The sequence below is a fragment of the Bradyrhizobium algeriense genome (genome assembly GCF_003062295.1).
In the GTDB taxonomy this organism is placed as follows: Bacteria; Pseudomonadota; Alphaproteobacteria; order Rhizobiales; family Xanthobacteraceae; genus Bradyrhizobium; species Bradyrhizobium algeriense.
On sequence record NZ_PYCN01000003.1, the window covers coordinates 120,299 to 140,272 of the forward strand.

17 protein-coding genes are annotated in these 19,974 nt (G+C 62.1%); 9 read left to right on the plus strand and 8 right to left on the minus strand.

From position 1 onward, the window contains the following. Positions 1-61 precede the first annotated feature (61 nt). Both C7G61_RS08185 and C7G61_RS08190 read left to right on the plus strand, forming a co-directional pair. Entirely contained in the window at positions 62-952 is an 891-nt protein-coding gene (locus C7G61_RS08185; protein ID WP_108513603.1) for a LysR family transcriptional regulator, read from the plus strand. 63 nt (positions 953-1,015) lie between these two features. After that, a complete protein-coding gene (locus C7G61_RS08190) occupies positions 1,016-1,729 on the plus strand; it encodes an SDR family oxidoreductase (protein ID WP_108513604.1) in 714 nt (237 codons plus the stop codon). Positions 1,730-2,390: 661 nt separating this feature from the next. On the opposite strand, the gene C7G61_RS08195 is transcribed toward C7G61_RS08190, so the two are convergent. Both C7G61_RS08195 and guaA read right to left on the minus strand, forming a co-directional pair. Next, positions 2,391-6,401 carry an nSTAND3 domain-containing NTPase gene (locus C7G61_RS08195; RefSeq protein ID WP_108513605.1) on the minus strand — a complete coding sequence of 1,337 codons (4,011 nt, stop codon included), beginning with the start codon at positions 6,399-6,401 and terminating at the stop codon, positions 2,391-2,393. A gap of 106 nt (positions 6,402-6,507) precedes the next feature. Beyond that, positions 6,508-8,103 (minus strand): glutamine-hydrolyzing GMP synthase, encoded by a 1,596-nt coding sequence (guaA, locus tag C7G61_RS08200; protein ID WP_108513606.1) that lies wholly within the window; start codon positions 8,101-8,103, stop codon positions 6,508-6,510. 179 nt (positions 8,104-8,282) lie between these two features. On the opposite strand from guaA, the gene C7G61_RS08205 reads away from it, so the two are divergent. Then, positions 8,283-8,657, plus strand: a complete 375-nt coding sequence (locus C7G61_RS08205) for a nuclear transport factor 2 family protein (protein ID WP_108513607.1) — start codon at positions 8,283-8,285, stop codon at positions 8,655-8,657. A gap of 167 nt (positions 8,658-8,824) precedes the next feature. Further along, a complete protein-coding gene (locus tag C7G61_RS08210; RefSeq protein ID WP_108513608.1) occupies positions 8,825-9,157 on the plus strand; it encodes a DHCW motif cupin fold protein in 333 nt (110 codons plus the stop codon). An 89-nt stretch (positions 9,158-9,246) separates the two neighbouring features. Here the strand turns inward: C7G61_RS08210 and C7G61_RS08215 are convergent, their stop codons facing one another. Together C7G61_RS08215 and C7G61_RS08220 are read right to left on the minus strand one after the other, a co-directional pair. Next, positions 9,247-10,545, minus strand: coding sequence for an RsmB/NOP family class I SAM-dependent RNA methyltransferase (locus C7G61_RS08215; RefSeq protein ID WP_108513609.1), 1,299 nt, complete (start codon positions 10,543-10,545; stop codon positions 9,247-9,249). Positions 10,546-10,555: 10 nt separating this feature from the next. Further along, positions 10,556-10,978: an MAPEG family protein gene (locus tag C7G61_RS08220; RefSeq protein WP_108513610.1), complete on the minus strand. Its 423-nt coding sequence runs from the start codon at positions 10,976-10,978 to the stop codon at positions 10,556-10,558. Positions 10,979-11,171: 193 nt separating this feature from the next. Here C7G61_RS08220 and C7G61_RS08225 point away from each other — a divergent pair, with 193 nt between their 5' ends. The 3 genes from C7G61_RS08225 to C7G61_RS08235 all read left to right on the plus strand — a co-directional run bounded on the left by C7G61_RS08225 (position 11,172) and on the right by C7G61_RS08235 (position 13,919). Continuing rightward, positions 11,172-11,864, plus strand: a complete 693-nt coding sequence (locus tag C7G61_RS08225; protein ID WP_338026059.1) for an acriflavin resistance protein — start codon at positions 11,172-11,174, stop codon at positions 11,862-11,864. Between the two features lie 176 nt (positions 11,865-12,040). Beyond that, the gene (locus C7G61_RS08230) at positions 12,041-13,009 is read left to right on the plus strand and encodes a dienelactone hydrolase family protein (RefSeq protein WP_190241728.1); all 969 of its coding nucleotides are present in this window, start codon (positions 12,041-12,043) and stop codon (positions 13,007-13,009) included. Positions 13,010-13,079: 70 nt separating this feature from the next. Beyond that, a complete protein-coding gene (locus C7G61_RS08235) occupies positions 13,080-13,919 on the plus strand; it encodes a metallophosphoesterase family protein (protein ID WP_108513612.1) in 840 nt (279 codons plus the stop codon). Positions 13,920-14,007: 88 nt separating this feature from the next. Here the strand turns inward: C7G61_RS08235 and C7G61_RS08240 are convergent, their stop codons facing one another. From C7G61_RS08240 to C7G61_RS08255, 4 genes are all read right to left on the minus strand, one after another. Beyond that, complete coding sequence (locus tag C7G61_RS08240; protein WP_108513613.1) at positions 14,008-14,280, minus strand: hypothetical protein; 273 nt, start codon at positions 14,278-14,280, stop codon at positions 14,008-14,010. Between the two features lie 103 nt (positions 14,281-14,383). Next, positions 14,384-15,406 carry an NADP-dependent oxidoreductase gene (locus tag C7G61_RS08245; RefSeq protein ID WP_190241729.1) on the minus strand — a complete coding sequence of 341 codons (1,023 nt, stop codon included), beginning with the start codon at positions 15,404-15,406 and terminating at the stop codon, positions 14,384-14,386. A gap of 146 nt (positions 15,407-15,552) precedes the next feature. After that, positions 15,553-17,043 carry an IMP dehydrogenase gene (guaB, locus tag C7G61_RS08250; protein WP_108513615.1) on the minus strand — a complete coding sequence of 497 codons (1,491 nt, stop codon included), beginning with the start codon at positions 17,041-17,043 and terminating at the stop codon, positions 15,553-15,555. 209 nt (positions 17,044-17,252) lie between these two features. Then, positions 17,253-17,501, minus strand: coding sequence for a hypothetical protein (locus C7G61_RS08255; RefSeq protein WP_108513616.1), 249 nt, complete (start codon positions 17,499-17,501; stop codon positions 17,253-17,255). 138 nt (positions 17,502-17,639) lie between these two features. Between C7G61_RS08255 and C7G61_RS08260 the strand changes: the two genes are divergently transcribed. Beyond that, a complete protein-coding gene (locus tag C7G61_RS08260; protein ID WP_108513617.1) occupies positions 17,640-19,115 on the plus strand; it encodes a DHA2 family efflux MFS transporter permease subunit in 1,476 nt (491 codons plus the stop codon). A gap of 333 nt (positions 19,116-19,448) precedes the next feature. Then, positions 19,449-19,943: a phasin family protein gene (locus tag C7G61_RS08265; protein ID WP_145963579.1), complete on the plus strand. Its 495-nt coding sequence runs from the start codon at positions 19,449-19,451 to the stop codon at positions 19,941-19,943. Positions 19,944-19,974 lie beyond the last annotated feature (31 nt).

The following is a 19,974-nucleotide window of genomic DNA, read 5'->3' on the forward strand; positions in this document are numbered from 1 at the left end:
GTGATCCACATTCTTCCCAATAGACGTTATATTTGGACATACCGTCTCACTGGTGGAACACATGGACCTGCTCGCTCTGGCTGATTTCAATCTTGTCGCCCGACACGGAGGGTTTGGACGCGCTGCACGCGCCGCAGGGCGGCCGAAGGCGACCCTGTCCCGCCGGGTCGCCGAACTGGAAGCCGCCCTCGACCTGCGCCTGTTCGAACGTGGCGCGCGCGCGCTGAAGCTCACCGAGGAAGGACGTGCGCTCTTCGAGCGCGCGGGCCGGTTGCTCTCCGAACTCGAAGAGACGGCGGCGGCGATCGCCTCGGGCGGTGAAAGGCCGCGAGGCAGGTTGCGGATCAGCGCCCCACTGCTTTTCTCGCAGACCGCGATGGGCAAGATTGCCGCCGGGTTCGCCTTGAAATATCCGGAAGTGAGGCTCGAGATCTCGACGGAAGATCGTTCCGTCGACATGATCGAGGAGGGGTTTGATTTGGTGATCCGTGTCGATCCGGATCCAGACGATAGCCTGGTCGGCCGACCCTTCCTGCGCGATCGATTGGTGGCCGTGGCAAGCCCCCACCTCGCCCGGCCAGGCGGAGACGATACCGCTCCTGCCGTCGTGCGCTCGGCCGGCGATCGACTGGCCTGGAACGTGAAGACGCCCGCTGGCCGGGCAACCATCGCGATCGAGCCAGTCCTCGCTCTGTCGTCGCTCATCATGATCCGGGACGCGGTGCGAGCAGGCGTCGGCGCCGGCCGCCTCCCCGTGTCGCTCGTGAGTCACGATTTAGCCGACGGCTCGCTGGTACACTGGGGAGATATCGAGAGAGGCGACATTGCCTTGTGGACGCTCTACCCATCCAGGCGGCTGCTAAGCGCTCGGGTGTCGGCGTTCCTCGACTATCTGAAAGCGGCCTTTCCAATGGGGACGCCTGACGAGTTGGCCGCCCATATCGGCAAGTGAAGAATTATTGGATAATCGACGACTATCCGCATCCCTCCTAAGAGGACTTGCGCCGAGGTCTCGATGAGCAAGGCTGGAGGAAACCGCGTCCTGGTTGTCGGAGGCACACGGGGTGCCGGGTGCCTGATCGCGCGGCTGCTGCACGAACGAGGCTATGACGTTCGCGTGCTGGCTCGCGATCCTGCCAGAGCTTCTGCCGAGCTCGGCTCCGCGTTTGAGGTGGTCGCCGGAGACCTCACGAAAGCGGAAACGCTCCCGCCTGTATTGCGAGATGTGGACCACATCATCTTCACCGCCGGCGCGCCGAGCGGACGATACGCCTCGGAAAACCTCGTCAAGACGACAGACTACGATGGAGTCATCGATACGCTCGCGGCAGCGCGAAGCGCCGGGTTCCGGGGTCGCTTCGTCTATCTGAACTCGATCGGTATCAAGACGCACTCACTGGCGGGTTTCCTGATCAACCTGCTCAAGCGGAATACGCTGGTTTGGCGTCGACGCGTCGAAGACAAAATCCGCAGTAGCGGCTTGGACTACACGATTATCCGCGTCGGCTTCCTCCTCGACCGGCCGGGCGGCGAGCGTGCAGTCAATGTCAGCCAGGGCACCCTACCCCTGGCGTTTCGCAACCGCATTGCCCGCGCAGATGTTGCCGAAGCGTTCGTTGAAGCGATGCAGCATCCTCGCGCGTCACGCGCGACATTCGAAGTCGTGTGGGGCAAAGGTCTGCGGCGGGGGAGCTGGAGTGCCCTTCTCGATAACCTCAAGCCCGATTAGGCCCGATGGGCCGAAATCACTCCCACTCAATCGTCCCCGGCGGCTTGCTCGTCCGTGAACGCAATGCGGTTCTTCTGATTCAATTGTCAAACAGCGTGGGCACGAACCCACGTTCTCGCGGCACGAAATGCCCGAGCTATTGTTTTGATTTTACCCTCTCGAAAGACAGAGGGCGCAGGGAAGACCGGGTGCTCGCTGCACCCGCGGTCTCGCGTGCGATTTGCGCAAACAAAACTGCACACGAGCATACAGGGCAGCGGGAACACTCCGGCCTTCCCTGCGCAATGGCTTTACGGCTTACTTCGTGCTCTTCCCGGAGAACGGCTCTTTTGCCTCCGTCATCGGCGGGACACTTCCCGCCAACTTAGCGCCAGCACCGCGACGCCCGAACCACACGACTTCGCCGTACGCTTCCGGCGCGTACGTCTATCGCGCCCTCAGCGTCCACCGCATCTCACCGCGCGTTCGTGACGATGGCCAACGCCCCTCATCTGCCGTGAGACGGGCGGAGTTATGCGACTGATTTGGGTGAGAACGAAAGCAGAATATTTTTGATTCCGGGGCTTGACGCGATTTCTGAAAATCAGAAGTGATTTGCCCGTCACCCCAGTTTGTGACGCGGCCTTGAGCCACCGTTGCAATTTTGTGTTACCGTAATTCGTCATTCCTTAGCTATTCGGTCTATCAGCCACGGCCGCACATACCTTCGAATGCGAACATCGCCTAGATCGTCGAGCACATTGCGCGGCAAGAGATCACTGTCGCTATCAAGCAGCCTCCGCGCCGGATGCTCGGCATCCAGCAGGTCGAGAAGTTTCAATGCGGCCAGCGGATCCCGATGCTCGAGCGCAATGGCTCCGAGCAGTAGCAGCGCCCGATGCGAATTCGAATGCCCTATCTGCTCAAGGATACGAACCGCGTCGGAGACTGGAAGATGTGAGCTCGCCAGCACGGTCGCGGACGCCGCCAACGGTGCTGGTAACTTCATCACCCTTTCAGCGGTAATCCGCGTGACAATGTCTTCCTCGACCATTGTTGCCGCGCTTAGCGCATCCATAGCATCGACGCGAATCCAGCCGAGTTCCTTCTTAGCGGCCATCGTCCAAATCTTCTTTCGGATATCAGGACCGCAAAGTTGAGCAGACGCAACTAGCGCATCGCGGCGGAGGCTCCGGTCCTTTGTCTCGCGAACCAAGTCGAGAAGCTCGTCGCCGAGCGCATCGGAAAGCGATCCATACGGCACGAGCGCATCTACCGCCTCGCGCGCAATCGGATAGGATTCGGGCTCGTCATATTGCGGTTCGGTATCGGACCATTGGTCGCGGGTCAAGCGCATGAGGATTGGCAGATGGTCCGCATGCGGCCTGGACTGCAGCGCGCTGACCAGTGCGCGGCGAACTCGGCTACCCGGATCGGTTACGAGGTCGAGCAGCTTAGGCGGAAGCGGATCTTGTATCCTTGGCACCAGGTATTCGAGTGCGGCGCGACGCGCGTCGGCACGATCGTGATAGCGCGCGAGCCATATCAACTCTTCATTGTCAATTGCGATTGCCGCTTCAGTAGCTGCAACTGCGAGATCCTTATCCTTTGTTTCCGCGAGCCATCGTTGAATTGCGGCTATCGGAGCCGCGCCGCTCGCGATCATCACCGGGACGATCTTGTCGAGCACCGCCGGAGTAGAGGTGGCTGCAGCTTCCTCCAGTAATCCAAGCGCCGCAGCCCCTACGCCGTTCGGCCCTTTGTTCTTGAGACGAAGTGCACCGAATATCTCCGCCGCCTTCGGCGAGAGGGCATCGAGCACCGGCCCCACCTTTTGTATCCCATCCTTCGCACCTATCACACCTTGTGCCGCGTGAACATCGACGAGGAAATGAACAAACGCCGTGGTGGACGATCCTGCAAGAGCGGTAAAGCAATCAATCAATGTTGACTGGGCGGCGGCTGCAAGCGCGCAGCGAGCGAGCGAGCAGCGCAAGCGCTCGTTGCTCGGGTTAGACAGTATGCGCTCCGCAAGGTCCGGTTCGAGTGCGGCGTCCCAATATGCTCGCGCCGCATCCCAGCCTTCATGCTCGTCACCACTGGACCGGGTCGCTTCGAGGATAGCGCGCAGTTCCTCAATGCTTGGGGGATTCTGAGTGTGAGACACCTCCCTACCCCAATGCCAAGCTAGATCATTTACCCTCGGATGGCTCGCCAGATCCTGCCAGCGGCCGGCCGCACGGATGGTCGTGATATAGGTATCGACCATCACCCCAGACGAATAGCTTTCATCGTCGTTGCCCGAGGTGTAATATTCTTCATAACTCTTGTCGTACTCACCGTCCTCGATGGCGCGCCATCGCTCCGTGGCCTCATCATCGGATTGTTGAATCGCAGCGAGATTGTCGAGTGCCTGGACGAGTACCGACTCATATCCACTAAGATCGCGAATGGCGCCTGCAGCAACCGCATCGACATTGTGGTCGAAACCGGTTCCGATCATTTCGTGCGCTACAGCTAGGAACGCCGGTGTCAGCCCGGTAGCTATCCGGTCGAGCTTCGTCAAGAAGCTCGGACCGAATCTGCCATTATCCCGCGGCAGTTGTTCGCGAACGAAGCGGCCTGCGATGACGGCGGATCGTGTGTCGGTCGAGATCCGTTCGTACCAGACATCACTGAACGCGGGCGGTTGCCAATTATCGATGAAGAATGACCCAGCCCGTCGCACCCCGTTGATGAACCAGCGCGCCAGCTCCGACGGCGTCGATTCGGTGCTTCCCACATCGGCCGCCAGCTGCAGCAAGGGCGGAAAGTCCGACGTCGGATCGACGAGTGCTTCCTCCAACCAACCATCGATTGCCGCCCGGCTCAAGTCGGTTGCGTCGAACGCCCCTTCTAGATCCTCGATCGTGGATCTGAGATCCGCCGCCGAATCCAGAACTCGCGCGGCGGTTTCCAGACCCCATGAGCGCTGAGTGCCAGCGAGCTCCGTCAGCGCTTGGATGAGCAATTGGAGAGCGGCTTCGTTGCGAGACCAATTTTCCTTGAGAAACGCTTCAAACCCCGCGCGAACACTTGGATGAGCGAAAGTTACGATTCGTGCAGGTTGGCGAAGGTGCCGGGTCGCAACCAGGCGATCGACGGTCTTCTCCAGTCCATCGCCGAGCGCTGCATCGACTCTCCGCAACTGCCGCTGGAGTGCGGTCAGCTGCGCACGTTCGATTTGTCCCCGAGCGGCAAGCAGGCCCCACACGACGGCGGAGAGCCCGATCCTGTCAATCTGATCGAGATATTTAACGACGACGCCTTCGACCGCATCGCGGTGGGAGAGATCTAGAATGCGCCGACAAAATGCGTGATCCGCCTCGCTGGGCTCCGGTCCATCCGCGAGATTTCTGAAGAAGAGATCTAGCTCAAGCGGCGTTTCGAGGGCCTCAAGCGCTCCCTTTCGAAACTCCAGCGCTTTCGACTGGAGAACAGTAGCGAGGAGGTCCATACGCCTATCATATATCTGGGCGAGTTCGCCGTTCCGGTAGTGGTCGGCGTCAAGCGCCAACGACCACCTTTTCAAGTCTTCGCCAGCGCGAGCTTGGCCGAGCATGTCGCTGCGCGAAGTCACAACATATCGGCGTTCCGGTCGCGCGTTTCTAAGCAACCGGGGCAGCTGCTCTGTCCAAGCCTCCGAACCGCCTCGCAGGCTGTACTGGCCCCAAGGATCCTCGACATAAAAAAGCGTTGGGCCTGTATCGATCAACCTTCGCGTGCTAGAAGGATCGTCGTTCGGATTAACGGTCACGACGTCGAGCTTGCCGTCGCGTTTACGCGCCTCGTCGCACAGCGCTATCGCTGCGAGCGTTTTTCCAGTGCCCGATGGTCCTTTGATCACGATGGCATTCTTAGCCTGCAGCATCGCTACCATATCCTCGAAGTTCGCAGGCGGGACGAAGGCTGCCAACTCCGCCGCGCTTGCAAGATAGCCGCCATGGCTGCGAATTGTCCCGATTAGATCGTCTCGTGTCCAGACGCCCGGGGCAGTCCCGCGCATTCGACGCTTGGCTTCCTTCCTCATTTCTTCGCGACAATCCGGCTGACGTGATTGCGGGACGCGCAGCAGATCGCTCAGAATGTAGTTGAGCTCGAACTCGATAAGCTTTTCCGTGAGCCCGCCCCAGATCGCCACACGACCTTCAGGGCCGTTCGGCAGCGTCGTTTTAAGTGAAGCAGGAAACTCAGCGGGGTCCGGCGCTTCTTCGAAATCGTCAACGAGCAGGTTGCGCGCAGCTCCCTTTGCATCAGCATTGGTAACCAGCAGATAGCGCGTATCCTGATCATCAAGATGATGCTTTGCTGGCTTTCGCTCCTTGCCATGCTTCAGCAAGCGGTCGAAATCTTCGATCGACCAGGGCTCGCCGCTACGCGATTTGACTTGCACCACGAGCTTGTACCCGCTTGCAAGGCTCGCGCGTGGCGTCACCCGGCCGGGTTGATCCGGCGTAAGGTCGGCCTCAAGGTCTTCCTCGTTTGCGGGTTCCAGCGTGATACGGGTCGCCGACTTTGTGATTAGCAGCAGGCGCACCGCTGCAAGCACCGACACGTTGAGCTGATATTCGTAGCCAGCCTGCGCAGCCGTCGCGCCGACAGACGAACTTAACGCGCCTTCGAGCGGTGCAGAAACCTGTTCGCTATCTGCCATTATTCTACACGCCCGATAATCAAGCTCCTGCCATGTTTAGTGAGTTAGATGGCAAAGCATAGAGTTTCGAAGCTCCGGCAGATACGCTTTAATTTTTCTGCTCCGCTCACTCCCACTCAATCGTCCCCGGCGGCTTACTCGTCACGTCATACACCACCCGGTTCACCCCCTTCACCTCGTTGATGATCCGCGTCGCGGTCTGGCCGAGGAAGCTCATGTCGAAGGGATAGAAGTCGGCGGTCATGCCGTCGGTTGACGTCACGGCGCGGAGGCCGACGACGTATTCGTAGGTGCGGCCGTCGCCCATCACGCCCACCGTCTTCACCGGCAGCAGCACGGCGAAGGCTTGCCAGATGGTGTCGTAGAGGCCGGCTTTGCGGATCTGGTCGATATAGACGGCGTCGGCCTGGCGCAGGATGTCGAGCTTTTCGCGTGTGATGTCGCCGGGGCAGCGGATGGCGAGGCCGGGGCCCGGGAACGGATGGCGGCCGACGAAGATTTCGGGCAGGCCGAGTTCGCGCCCCAACACGCGGACTTCGTCCTTGAACAGTTCGCGCAAGGGCTCGACCAGCTTCATGTTCATGCGCTCAGGGAGACCGCCGACATTGTGGTGCGACTTGATGGTCACCGACGGGCCGCCGGTGAAGGAGACGCTCTCGATCACGTCGGGGTAGAGCGTGCCTTGGGCCAGGAAATCCGCGCCGCCGAGTTTCTTCGCTTCCGTGTCGAACACGTCGATGAACAGGCGGCCGATGGTCTTGCGCTTGATTTCGGGGTCGGTGACGCCGGCGAGTTCGCCGAGGAATTGTTTCGACGCGTCAACATGCACCAGCGGAATGTTGTAGTGATGCCTAAACAGGTCGACGACGGTCTTGGCTTCATCAAGCCGCAGCATGCCGTGATCGACGAACACGCAGGTGAGCTGGTGGCCGATCGCTTCGTGAATCAGCACTGCGGCCACCGCAGAGTCGACGCCTCCGGAGAGGCCGCAGATCACCCTGCCCGGGCCTACCTGGGCGCGGATTTTTTCGATAGCCTCTTCACGAAACGCGCGCATCGTCCAGTCGCCGGTGAGGCCTGCGACCTTGCGGACGAAATTGCGGATCAGTTTGGCGCCATCCGGCGTGTGCACCACTTCCGGGTGGAACATCAGGCCGTAATATTTGCGCTTCTCGTCCTGGATCACCGCGAACGGCGCGTTCGGCGAAACGCCGGCCACCGTAAAACCCGGCGGCATTTTTGTGATGCGGTCGCCATGGCTCATCCAGACCGGATGCTTCTCGCCCAAGACCCAAGTGGACTCGAACAGGTTGCTGGAGGCCTTGACCTCGACATCGGCGCGGCCGAATTCGCGGTGATGGCCGCCCTCGACCTCACCGCCGAGCTGGGCGGCCATGGTCATCTGGCCATAGCAGATGCCGAGGACAGGCACGCCGGAATCGAAGATCTTTTGCGGCGCGCGGGGCGAGCCTTTTTCGTGCACTGACTCCGGACCGCCGGAGAGGATCACCGCTTTCGGCTTCATCTCGTCGAAGGCGGCTTCTGCCTTCTGGAACGGAACGATTTCGGAATAGACGCCTTCCTCGCGCACCCGGCGCGCGATCAGTTGCGTCACCTGACTGCCGAAATCGACAATCAGAATCTTGTCATGCGCCGAGGCCACGGAGGTGGTCTGCTCGCGGGCTTGTTGTGCTGCTGTCATGGACAGGAATTACGCGACGGGGCGCGGCCTCGCAACCGCGGCAAAGGGCTGACCCACATTCTTTCTGGGGCATGGACAAATGCAACTAGGTAAGTATTATTGACCTAATTTGTTCCGACGCTCGCCGAGGGGGCGATCGGGCGATTTGCTGGAGCAAATCGGGAGAAAGGGAGGAAACCATGCAAAGCCAGCACTACGCGGCGGCCGATCTCGCCGCACTCGGCCGGGAGTGGATCGCCGCCTGGAACTCGCACGACCTCGAGCGCATCCTCGCGCTCTATGCCGAAGACGCCGAAATGACCTCCGACCGCATTCAGGCGCTCGGCCTGGAAGCCAGCGGCACGCTGCGCGGCAAGGAAAGCTTGCGGATGTACTGGGGCAAGGCGTTTCAACTGTTGCCCGGCCTGCATTTCGACCTGATCGACACCTATGTGAGCCCGGACAGCGTCGTCGTGTTTTACCAGAACGAGCGCGGCGCGCAGATCTGCGAATATTTGCGGCTCGATGCGAGGGGAAAGATCAGGCAGGGTTCGGCGAACCATCTGGCGCATTAGGATTAGCTGTCATTCCGGGGCGATGCGAAGCATCGAACTATGGTGCGCAATTGCGCACCTGAGAAACTCGAGATTCCCCGGGGGTGCAATTGCACCCCTGAGGTCTGGTGCTAACGCACCATCCCGGAATGACGAGATATCTCTCGCTTACCTCAGGACTCTCCCACATGAAAATTCCGACGCTGCCTTTCACCGTCACCGACTGGAGCCAGATGGAAGCGACAAAACATCCCGGCGTCACCGGCGAAGCCCTCTGGCGCACGCTCAACATCGGCGATCTGCGCGTGCGGATGGTCGAGTATTCGCCGGGCTATCTCGCCGATCACTGGTGCGACCGCGGGCATGTGCTCTACGTGCTGGAAGGCGAACTCGATTCCGAATTGCGCGACGGACGCACGTTCAAGCTCAAGCCAGGCATGAGCTATCAGGTGTCGGATTTCGGCGACGCCGCGCATCGGTCGTCGACGAAGACGGGCGTGAAGCTGTTCATTGTGGATTGACGAATCGTAGGGTGGGTTAGCGCAGCGTAACCCACCATCTTTCTTCGTGTGTCGGTGGGTTACGCCTTCGGCTAACCCACCCTACGCATTCACGTCTTCTTCAGCACCGACACGAAGAAACCGTCCGTGCCGGTGCGGCGGGGCGTCATCAGCCAACCTTCGGGCGATTGCAGCGCGGCCTTCTCAAAATCTTCCGCCTTGTCCCAGAGCACGCTTGCCGTCTCGTTCAGTGGCTGAATCGAAAACTCCGGACGGCGCGACAGAAAGCTGCGGATCTGGTCGCCGTTTTCGCTTCGTAGCACCGAGCATGTGACATAGGCGATGCGGCCGCCGGGCTTGACCAGGGCGCTCGCGCGATCAAGCACTTCCGCCTGGTCCTTCAACCGCACTTCGAGCGCGCCGGGGCGCATGCGCCATTTGGCGTCGGGGTTGCGGCGCCAGGTGCCGGTGCCGGTGCAGGGCGCGTCGATCAGCACGAGATCGGCGGAGGCCTTGATGTCGGCCAATGGATCAGTGTCGCCTTTCGGCGCGCGGACATCGGCGTTGTGGACACCGGCGCGGGACAGCCGCTCGTAGATCGGCGCGAGCTGGCGCTTGTCGTGATCGGTCGCGATCAGCCGCCCCTTGCCTTGCATCATCGCGGCCAGCGCCAGCGTCTTGCCGCCGGCGCCGGCGCAGAGATCGATCACCTGCTCGCCGGGTTTTGCCGCCGAGAACAGCGCGGCAAGCTGCGAGCCTTCGTCCTGCACTTCGACGGCGCCCTTGATAAAATCCTCCTCGGCGTGAATGCCGGGGTTGCGCGCGTCGGCGCCGAGTTCGATGCGGAGGCCGATCGGCGACCACGGCGTTTCCTGCGCGCCGAGATGCTTGAGCGAAGCGAGAACCTTCTCGCGCTTGGCTTTCAGCGTATTGACGCGCAGATCGAGCGGGGCGCGGCTCGCCATCGCTGTCGCCTCGGCCACGCGGTCGTCGCCGAACACCGCTGCCAGCGGCGCGTCCAGCCATTCCGGATAATCGCCGGCGATGTGCGGCGGCGCGCCGTCGAGGGTGCGCGAGGTGAGCGCTGATCGCTCAGCCTCGCTCAGCGGCTCCGGCGCGAAACGTCCGCCGTCGCACAGCGCGGCGATGGCCTCGGTATTCATGCCGCGCTCGAGCCGCATCATGCCGAGCACCCGCGCACGCGGCGTGTCCGCGTCCATCAGCCAGGCGCTGGACGCCCGGCGCCGCAGCACGTCCCAGATCAGGCCTGATATCGCCGCGCGGTCGCCCGAGCCGGCATAGCGATGCGCGGTGCCCCACTCCTTCAGCGCCTTCGCCGCGGGAACGCGTTGCGCGTCGATGGTTTCGATCAGTTCGATGGCGGCGGACAGCCGGGCAGCAGGGGTCATCAAGGGCTTTCTAAGTCAGAAGCAGCAGCTTCAGCGCGAAGTAGATCCACATCACGAGCAGCACCACTGCGCCGGCAAACCAGGCCAGGCTGCGCTGCTGGATGTTGTTGGAGGTGACGAAGATGCCGGCATGGGCAAATCGCGTCACCACGAACATCCAGGACATCAGCACGATGAAGAGATCGGCCCGGCGCAGCGGCAGCGCCAGCGCGATCAGCATGTAGAACAGGAGGGGTACTTCGAACTGATTGCTGAAGCAATTGCCGATCTGGGCCACGCGGGCCGGATATTTCGGCTGCCCCAGCGCGATATCCTTCAGGCTGGTTTCCCGGGCCTTCACCGCTTTCGTGCGGGCCGACACCATCCACAGCATCAGGAAGAAAGTGAGCCCGACCGACACGAAAACCGGCAGCAAAACCATTTGAACCGACATGAGAATCTCCCCCGAAACCTGCGCCAGACCTTGAAGCAATAGCGAGGCACCCCTCGCCTGACAAATCCAGTTCCCCGACACTCGCTTGAACCACAGCCCCTTTTGAACCACGGACGAAGCCTTGGCGACCAACTATCGAGAATTCCGATGGTTCTGGTCTCGAACCGGCCCCAAAGCAACCCGCGAGCAGGCGATGAACATCACCTCCCCGATCCTGACCGGCGCAGCCAACGCGGCCGAGCTACCCGGCTATTCCATGACCTCCTTTCTCCGGGCGGTCGGGTTCAGCGACAGCCCCGATGGCGGCCTCGGCATCATCATGTCGGCGTTGGCCGGTGTCGCGGCGGCGCTGGCGGTCGCGATCGTGCTCTCGGTCTACTTTCGCAGCGGCTACCGCAGCCGCCACGATCTCCTGAAACACGGGCTTGCCGCCTCCGCAGTGCTGGTCCTGCTCGCTTTCGTGATCTCGGACATGCGGAACGCCGCGCTGGCCTATCTCGGCCTCAATCCGGCAAAACCCGCGGTGGAATTTGAAATCCGCCTGCCGAAGGCGGCCTTGACCACCGCCGCCGACACCCAGGTCGAACTGCTGACCGACCGGAACCAGAAACTGGCCAAGGTTCAGGAGGCGCTGGCCGCCACCCCTGACGGCCGCAGCATATTGCGGGGCACGGTGACGCTGGATTATCGCACTACCGAGCGCGTGATGGTGCTGAACCTGCCCGGCCAGGCCCAAGGCACGTTCCGGCTGCGGCTGCCGGCGAGCCCGACACGCTCCGGCCAGTTCGGGCCGTGGCATCTGGCCGACGGCATCGTGCCGGCCAATGGCGGCGCGGTGACATCAGAGATTCACGACGCCTTCGCGATCCGCTACCGCGTGCTTTGAGGCGCTACACTGGGCGGCCACGACGCGGCCAAGACGCTGGAGCGCTTGTGTTGCCCATTTGCCCTGAAGGACAAGGATGGCAAGACCGCGGGCACTTTTACTTTGACGGGAACAACCAGCGCTTTACTTTATCCCCGACGGTCGCCGAAAGAGAGTGGCCGCGGGAGGGTTACAACTTGCGATTTCGCGATCAGGACATTGTTTTCGCTGGCGGTGCCAAGGGACAGAATATCGACATCCTCAGCGCCAATCCGGTCAATTACTTCCAAGTCATCAGCAATGCCGCCGAGCTGCCGAGACTTGTCATCGACGGCAAGCTGTTCCTGCCCACATCGGAGCATCGCAAGCGCAACGGGAAGCTGCCGCTTGTCATAGTGGTGCCGGGCAGCCTCGGCGTCGCGCCCTCGCACCTCAAACATGCCGAAACGGTGGTGAGCGACGGCTTTGCGGCTTTTGTGCTCGACAGTTTTGGTGCGCGCGATGTGACGTCCACGGTCGCCAACCAAACCCAGTTCTCCTTTGCCGCCAGCGCCTATGACGTGCTGTCGGCCTGGCAGGTGCTGTCGGCCCATCCGGAGATCGACGCCTCACGCATCGGCGCGCAAGGCCATAGCCGCGGCGGCTCGGCGGTGCTGACGGCGGCGACGCGACGTTTTGCCGATGCGGTGGTCGGCGCCGGCGCCGGTTTTCGCAGCGTGCTCGCCGCCTATCCCTGGAGCGGCCACCAGTTCCTCGATCCCTCCGTCGATGAAACCGAAATCCGCGTCATCATGGGCGATGCCGATGAATGGTGCTCGCCGATGCAGGTGCAGGGCCATTGCCAGGCGATCCGCCTCTCCGGCGGAAGAGCAACGATGCGGCTGATCGGCGGCGCGCAGCACAGCTTTGACCGCGGCACCGGTATCGAGAATGTTCCCGACGCATCCGTCTCCCCCGCCGCGCCGACGGCCTATACCGCCAATAACGGCGCCTTCATCCATCCGCTCACGGGCGTCGCGGACAGCAAGCTCGTCGACCGCGACCTGATGATCTATGCGCTGAAGGCGGGCTATGGCCGGAAGGGCGCCAAGATTGGAAGCCGCGACGGCGATGCCGAGCTGTTTAAAACAGACATGCTGGCGTTCTGGCGGCGGACGCTGGGCTGAAGCCGCTCACGCGCTTTCGTCATCGTTCCGACTTCGGGTGCGGCTATGATCGGCCCGAAAGGGATGGTCCATGAGCGAATTTCGCCTGACGCAAATTTCCGATACCCACCTCGCCCGCCGTCTGCAGAAACTGACCGACAATTTTCACCGCGTCAGCGAGCATATCGACGCGACGCGGCCCGATCTCGTGATCAACAGCGGCGATATCTCCTTCGACGGTCCGACCAGCCGCAGCGATCTCGAATTTGCGAAGGAAATGCATGACGCACTGCCGGTGCCGTGCAGGCTTTTGCCCGGCAATCACGACGTCGGCGACAACCCGACGGCGATCGGCCCCGCACCGAAGCAGCCGGCGACCGAGGAAGAGCGGCGGAAATATCTGTCTGTGGCTGGCGAAGACCGTTGGCGTTTCGACGCGGCTGGCTGGTGTTTTATCGGGCTGAACTCGCTGATCATGAACACCGGAATCGAAAGCGAGGCCGAGCAGTTCGGCTGGCTGGTTTCAGAACTTGCAAGCGTGAACGGCAAGCCGGTCGCGCTATTCCTGCATAAGCCGCTATATCTGAACACGCCTGACGATCCCGAGATCGAGGCGTCGGCTATCCGCTACGTTCCGCAGCCCCGCCGCAAGAATCTGATCGAGATGTTTTCGGCGGTCGACCTGCGGCTGGTCGCCTCAGGCCACGTGCACCAGCGGCGCGACTTCACCTTCGGCCATACCCGCCATGTCTGGGCGCCGTCTGCCGGCTTCATCATTCCGGACCGGATGCAGGAAGTGATTGGCGCCAAGGAAGTCGGGCTGGTGGAGTACCGTTTCCAGCCCGACAGTTTTGAAGTCCGCCACGTCAGGGCGCCCGGCCAGACCGATGTCGGGCTGGACGAGCTGCTCGGCAAAGCGGCCAAGGACTGAGGCTTTCTTGGGACCGCTCTGCTTCCGCTTTGATTGAGCACGACCTTCTCGAAAGATTTTCAGATCATGCTTCACGCGTTAGAGCGCATCACCACTGACGTTCAACGAGGCCAAAGGAGGAGGAACCATCGTCCCATGGCGCTGTCGCAAATGCGCCTACGCGTGGAGCCGGGTGAAACCGGTTGCCGTAATAGTAGCCCGGTCCGGGCGTGACCCTGACACCGTAGCCTCCTGTGACGTAAGCGGAGTTCGGATAGTAGCCCGTCACGCCGGGTTCCTGGTAGACCACTTGAGCCATCGCAGGAGTGGCCAGCATCGTTGCGGCAACCAGACCGAGCGATAGTTTCTTGAAGTTCATCATTTGGCTTCTCCATTGGATGTCAAAACCAAACGATGCTTTCGAAGGGACGTTCCCCCATCCATCTCAAGTGGCTGTGAGGTTCGCGTTGCAGGTTCCGGTTGGCTCAAATTTTATCCGGCCCGACGCGAACCAACTGCTTGCCGAAATTGGCGCCCTTCAGAAGGCCCATGAACGCTGCAGGCGCGCTGTCGAGGCCTTCGGTGACGAACTCCTTGTGCTTTACCTTGCCCTCGCGAACCCAGCCCGACATGTCGCACAGGAAGTCGCCGTGACGCGCGGCAAAGTCGCTGACGATGAAGCCGCGGATGGTCAGCCGCTTGGTCAGTACGTTGCGCATCATCGCCGGTGCCCATTTCGGCGCCACGGCTTGCGTATCGTTGTAATGCGCGATCAGGCCGCAGACGGGCACGCGCGCAAAGGCATTGAGCAGCGGAAACACCGCTTCGAACACCGCGCCGCCGACGTTCTCGAAATAGACGTCGATGCCTTTCGGGCAGGCAAACTTAAGCTTCGCGGCGAGATCGGTTTCGCGGTGATCGAGGCAATCGTCGAAGCCGAGCTCGTTCTTCACGTAAGCGCACTTGTCCTTGCCGCCGGCGATGCCGACCGCGCGTGCGCCCTTGATCTTCGCGATCTGGCCGACCGCCGAGCCGACCGCGCCGGAGGCCGCCGCGACGACGACGGTCTCGCCGGCCTGCGGTTTGCCGATATCGAGCAGGCCTGTGTAGGCGGTCATGCCGGGCATGCCGAGCACGCCAACGGCGGTCGAGATCGGCGCGATCTTCGGATCGATTTTCGCCAGGCCCTTGCCGTCGGAGATGGCGTGCGTCTGCCAGCCGGCGCGCGACAGCACGATGTCGCCCTTGGCGAAGGCGGAATTATTCGACGCGATCACCTCGCTGACGGTGCCGCCTTCCATCACGCCGTCGATCGGCACCGGCTGCGCGTAGGACGGCCCGTCGCTCATACGCCCACGCATGTAGGGATCGAGCGAGAGCCAGATGGTGCGCAGGAGGACTTCGCCCGCGCCCGGTGTCGGAATCTCGCAATCTTCAAGGCGGAAGTCGGAGGGTTTGGGTTCGCCGACGGGGCGTGAGGCAAGAACGATGCGTTTGCCCTGGGACATGATGGTTCCTCCGGATTGTTGGTTGTTGTTCGTCATTGCGAGCGTAGCGAAGCAATCCACGCCTCCGCAAGCGGCGAAATGGATTGCTTCGTCGCTGACGCTCCTCGCAAATGACGGCTTAAATTCCGCCAGCCGGACTACAGGCCTTACGCCCCGCCCGGATAATTCGGGCTCTCGCGCGTGATCGTCACGTCGTGGACGTGGCTTTCACGCAGGCCAGCGCCGGTGATGCGGACGAACTGCGCCTTGTCGTGGAATTCGGCGAGGTTGCGGGCGCCGACATAGCCCATCGCGGCGCGCAGGCCGCCGGCGAGCTGATGCATGACGTTGCCGACCGGGCCTTTATACGGCACCTGGCCCTCGATGCCTTCGGGCACCAGCTTGAGCGTGTCCTTGATGTCCTGCTGGAAGTAGCGGTCGGCGGAACCGCGCGCCATCGCGCCGACCGAGCCCATGCCGCGATAGGCCTTGTAGGAACGGCCCTGCCACAAAAACACTTCGCCCGGCGTCTCATCGGTGCCGGCCAGCAGCGAGCCGACCATGGCGATGTCGGCGCCGGCGGCGAGCGCTTTCGCCAGATCGCCGGAATATTTGATGCCGCCGTCGGCGATCACGGGCACGTTGGCCTTCTTCGCCGCTTCCACCGCATCCATGATCGCGGTGAGTTGCGGCACGCCGACGCCGGCGACGATGCGCGTGGTGCAGATCGAGCCCGGGCCGATGCCGACCTTGATCGAGTCCGCGCCCGCATCGATCAGCGCCTGCGCGCCTTCCTTCGTGGCGATATTGCCGGCGATCACCTGCACGGCGTTGGAGAGCCGCTTGATGCGGTTGACCGCTTCCAGCACGCGGGAGGAATGGCCGTGCGCGGTATCGACCACGATCAGGTCGACGCCGGCATCGATCAGCCGCTCGGTGCGCTCAAAACCGCCCTCGCCGACCGTAGTCGCGGCTGCAACGCGCAAGCGGCCGTGCTCATCCTTGCAGGCCAGCGGATGCGCAACCGCCTTCTCCATGTCCTTGACGGTGATCAGGCCGACGCAGCGATATTGATCGTCGACAACAAGCAGTTTTTCGATGCGATGCTTGTGCAGCATCCGCTTCGCCTCGTCCTGGCTGACGCCTTCGCGCACCGTGACGAGGTTTTCATGCGTCATCAATTCGGAGATTTTCTGGCGCGGATCGTTCGCAAAGCGGACGTCGCGGTTGGTGAGGATGCCGACCAGCTTTCCCGGTACACCCTTGGAAGCACCGGTGACCACGGGAATGCCGGAGAAGCCGTGATCCTTCATCAGCGCCATCGCGTCCGACAGCATCGCATCGGGGCCGATGGTCAGCGGATTGACCACCATTCCGGATTCATACTTCTTGACCTGCCGCACCTGGGCGGCCTGTCCCTCCGGATCGAAATTGCGGTGGATGACGCCGACGCCGCCGGCCTGCGCCATCGCGATCGCCATGCGTGCTTCGGTGACGGTGTCCATCGCGGACGCGATGATCGGGATGTTGAGCGGGATCGCGCGGGTCACATGCGAGCGGATATCGGCCTCCGAGGGCAGGATATCCGAGAGACCGGGTTTCAGAAGCACATCGTCGAACGTGAAGGCTTCACGGATACCCTGAAGTCCCTGCGCCATTGCCAACTCCTTTCGGCGGCTCATCGCCGCGATCAGTTCTTATAGATGAACGCCGCCTCCGGCGATGCTATCGGCATCGCCGTCGAATCGAAGCCCATCGGTGGGGTTGACGGTGGTCGATAGCATGGCGGGACGCCGAATCAAAGCGTTTGCCAGCTATGCACAGGCTTTTCGGGAAAAGCCGCAATCCCAAGGGGTTAGCGGCGGCCTTAGGATCGGTATCCCGGCGGCGGACCGTGCTGGCGGATCGCCTCCACCACCTCGCGGTGCCGGCGGTCCTCCCGCTTCATGTGAACCGCGATCAGCGCATGCGCCGAGGGCACCAGCAGCAGGACGTGGAAAATCAGCCCGAAAACCAGGCAAAACACGATCAGGACTAGGTTGAAAATCGCCGAAAACGGCTGCCCGTTCAGCAGCAGCCCGAGCGGCGGCAACAAGGCAGCAAGCACGTAGATCATGCGGACCTCCAGCGGCTGGCGCGGTGCATACCAGCGTCACGCAGGATTTAGGTGGTTTGCCCTGTTCCGCAATGGCCTGTGCGACAACGGGATGATACAGCGCCCTCGCCTGCCTCACTTTCCGGTCCCCCGATCCCGATGACCAAAGAACGCCTGATCCCGCTGATCGTGGCCACCGCCCTGTTCATGGAGAACATGGACTCGACGGTGATTGCGACCTCGCTGCCGGCGATCGCGGCCGATATCGGCACCAGCCCGCTGACGCTGAAGCTCGCCATCACGTCCTACCTGCTGTCGCTCGCGGTGTTCATCCCGGCCAGCGGCTGGACCGCCGATCGCTTTGGCGCGCGCATGGTGTTCTCGATCGCAATCGGCGTGTTCATGATCGGCTCGATCGGGTGTGCGCTGTCGCAGAACGTGACCCATTTCGTCATCGCCCGTATCCTGCAGGGCATGGGCGGCGCGATGATGACGCCGGTCGGACGGCTGGTGCTGTTGCGCTCGATCGACAAGAGCGCACTGGTTAACGCGATGACATGGGTGACGGTGCCGGCGCTGATCGGACCGGTGATCGGCCCGCCGCTCGGCGGCTTCATCACCACCTACTTCTCCTGGCACTGGATCTTCCTGATCAACATCCCGATCGGGCTGCTCGGCATCTTCATGGCGATGAAGTATATCGACCCGATCAAGAGCGAGGATCCCGAGCGCTTCGATCTCTACGGGCTGGTGCTGGCCGGGATCGGCCTTGCCGGCATCGCCTTCGGCCTCTCGGTTGCCGGCCTCGGCCTGCTGCCCTGGCCTGTGGTCACCGGCCTCGTTGCGGTCGGCACGATCTCGATGACGCTCTACGTGATGCATGCGAGGCGGACCGGATCGCCGGTGCTGGATTTCTCGCTGCTGCGCTTGTCGACCATGCGCGCCAGCATCATCGGCGGCTTCCTGTTCCGCCTCGGCATCGGCGCGCTGCCGTTCCTGCTGCCGCTGTTGATGCAGGAAGGTTTTGGCCTGACGCCGTTCCAGTCCGGCCTCGTCACGTTTGCCTCAGCCGTGGGCGCCATGGGCATGAAGACGCTGGCCGCGCGCATCATCCGCGCCTTCGGTTTTCGCAACATGATGACGGTCAATGCCGTCGTCAGCGCGGTCTTCCTAGCCGCCTGCGCCCTGTTCACGGTGACGACGCCGCTGCTGCTGATCTTCATCATCCTGGTCGTCGGCGGATTCTTCCGCTCGCTGCAATTCACCGCGATCAATACGGTGGCCTATGCGGAGGTCGAGCCGGCGCAGATGAGCCGCGCCACCACGCTGGTCAGCGTCAACCAGCAACTGGCGATTTCCGCCGGCGTCGCGGTCGGTGCGTTCTCGGTGGAATCGACCATGCTGTGGCACCATGTCACCGAACTGAGCGCCGACGTATTCCCGCCGGCGTTCCTCGTGGTCGCGCTCATCTCGGCCGCGTCGGCGTATTTCTTCTGGCAGATGCCCGATGACGCCGGCCACGAAATTTCCGGGCGCAAGGTGGTCGAGATTTCCAGCCGCAAGGGCGCGGAAAAGGCGGCGACCAAGGCCGCCAGCGAAGGTACCGGAGACGCACGGGATCAGCGGCTGGGCTGACCGGGCGCGGCATCGCCCCGCTTGACGGCAACACCGGCAAGGCCAGGGACCGAGCTTTCCCGAGAGTTTTTCCGTTGCCGCTATGTAGGACACCCGACATCCAAAAAATTCGCCGCGAGAGTCACAAAGCGAACGGAAGCCCCGGCGCCGGTCCGTCATATACTTTGGTATAGGCCGGCGCGAGGCGGTCATCCGCGGCAGCACCTGCCTTTGTTGGAAGTTTGGGGGAATGGTTCCCGGTTCCGTCTCTGCGGCACAGTACGCGCCTCGGAAGGTCCGGGAACAAAAATCCGATCGTTGTTGATTTCAGTTTCGCTGAAAGGATGAAAACCCGTGAGTGATGCCAATATGAACGTTGACGTGAATAGCAATCCGCCGAACCCGAAAGCGGCCGGACCACACGAAAAGCGCGGCTTTGACATGCCGTTCGTCGCGGTGTCCGGGATTTTTAATGGGATCGCCGAGCAAAACGTGACGCGGGCGAAGGAAGGCATCGAGAACATGAAGATTGCCTCGGGAGCAGTCACCGACGTTCTCCTGGAATCAAGTTCAACCAACGCAAGAGGCGCCGCGGACTACGCCGCCAAATTGATCGAGTTCTCGGCCGCCAACACCAACTCCGCCTTCGAGTTTCTCACCCATCTCATGGGCACGAAGTCGCCCTCGGAAATCTTGCAGCTCTCCGCCGCACAGGGCTGCAAGAACTTCGGAGCCACGGCAGCACAAAACCGCGAGATTTGGGAGCTCACCCGCAAGATCGCGACCGAGAGTGCCAATCCAATCAAGAAGAGCTTTGCCGGCATGCTGCAGAAAGCGTCCTGGTTCTAAGTCACTTTCGCAGCCCGACAGGATCGGCTGG

What these genes read in the sequence shown, in the direction of transcription:
- C7G61_RS08185 (WP_108513603.1), top strand. Translation starts at nt 62, where the DNA reads ATGGACCTGCTCGCTCTGGCTGATTTCAATCTTGTCGCCCGACACGGA.
- C7G61_RS08190 (WP_108513604.1), top strand. Translation starts at nt 1,016, where the DNA reads ATGAGCAAGGCTGGAGGAAACCGCGTCCTGGTTGTCGGAGGCACACGG.
- C7G61_RS08195 (WP_108513605.1), bottom strand. Translation starts at nt 6,401, where the DNA reads ATGGCAGATAGCGAACAGGTTTCTGCACCGCTCGAAGGCGCGTTAAGT.
- guaA (WP_108513606.1), bottom strand. Translation starts at nt 8,103, where the DNA reads ATGACAGCAGCACAACAAGCCCGCGAGCAGACCACCTCCGTGGCCTCG.
- C7G61_RS08205 (WP_108513607.1), top strand. Translation starts at nt 8,283, where the DNA reads ATGCAAAGCCAGCACTACGCGGCGGCCGATCTCGCCGCACTCGGCCGG.
- C7G61_RS08210 (WP_108513608.1), top strand. Translation starts at nt 8,825, where the DNA reads ATGAAAATTCCGACGCTGCCTTTCACCGTCACCGACTGGAGCCAGATG.
- C7G61_RS08215 (WP_108513609.1), bottom strand. Translation starts at nt 10,545, where the DNA reads ATGACCCCTGCTGCCCGGCTGTCCGCCGCCATCGAACTGATCGAAACC.
- C7G61_RS08220 (WP_108513610.1), bottom strand. Translation starts at nt 10,978, where the DNA reads ATGTCGGTTCAAATGGTTTTGCTGCCGGTTTTCGTGTCGGTCGGGCTC.
- C7G61_RS08225 (WP_338026059.1), top strand. Translation starts at nt 11,172, where the DNA reads ATGAACATCACCTCCCCGATCCTGACCGGCGCAGCCAACGCGGCCGAG.
- C7G61_RS08235 (WP_108513612.1), top strand. Translation starts at nt 13,080, where the DNA reads ATGAGCGAATTTCGCCTGACGCAAATTTCCGATACCCACCTCGCCCGC.
- C7G61_RS08240 (WP_108513613.1), bottom strand. Translation starts at nt 14,280, where the DNA reads ATGATGAACTTCAAGAAACTATCGCTCGGTCTGGTTGCCGCAACGATG.
- C7G61_RS08245 (WP_190241729.1), bottom strand. Translation starts at nt 15,406, where the DNA reads ATGTCCCAGGGCAAACGCATCGTTCTTGCCTCACGCCCCGTCGGCGAA.
- guaB (WP_108513615.1), bottom strand. Translation starts at nt 17,043, where the DNA reads ATGGCGCAGGGACTTCAGGGTATCCGTGAAGCCTTCACGTTCGACGAT.
- C7G61_RS08255 (WP_108513616.1), bottom strand. Translation starts at nt 17,501, where the DNA reads ATGATCTACGTGCTTGCTGCCTTGTTGCCGCCGCTCGGGCTGCTGCTG.
- C7G61_RS08260 (WP_108513617.1), top strand. Translation starts at nt 17,640, where the DNA reads ATGACCAAAGAACGCCTGATCCCGCTGATCGTGGCCACCGCCCTGTTC.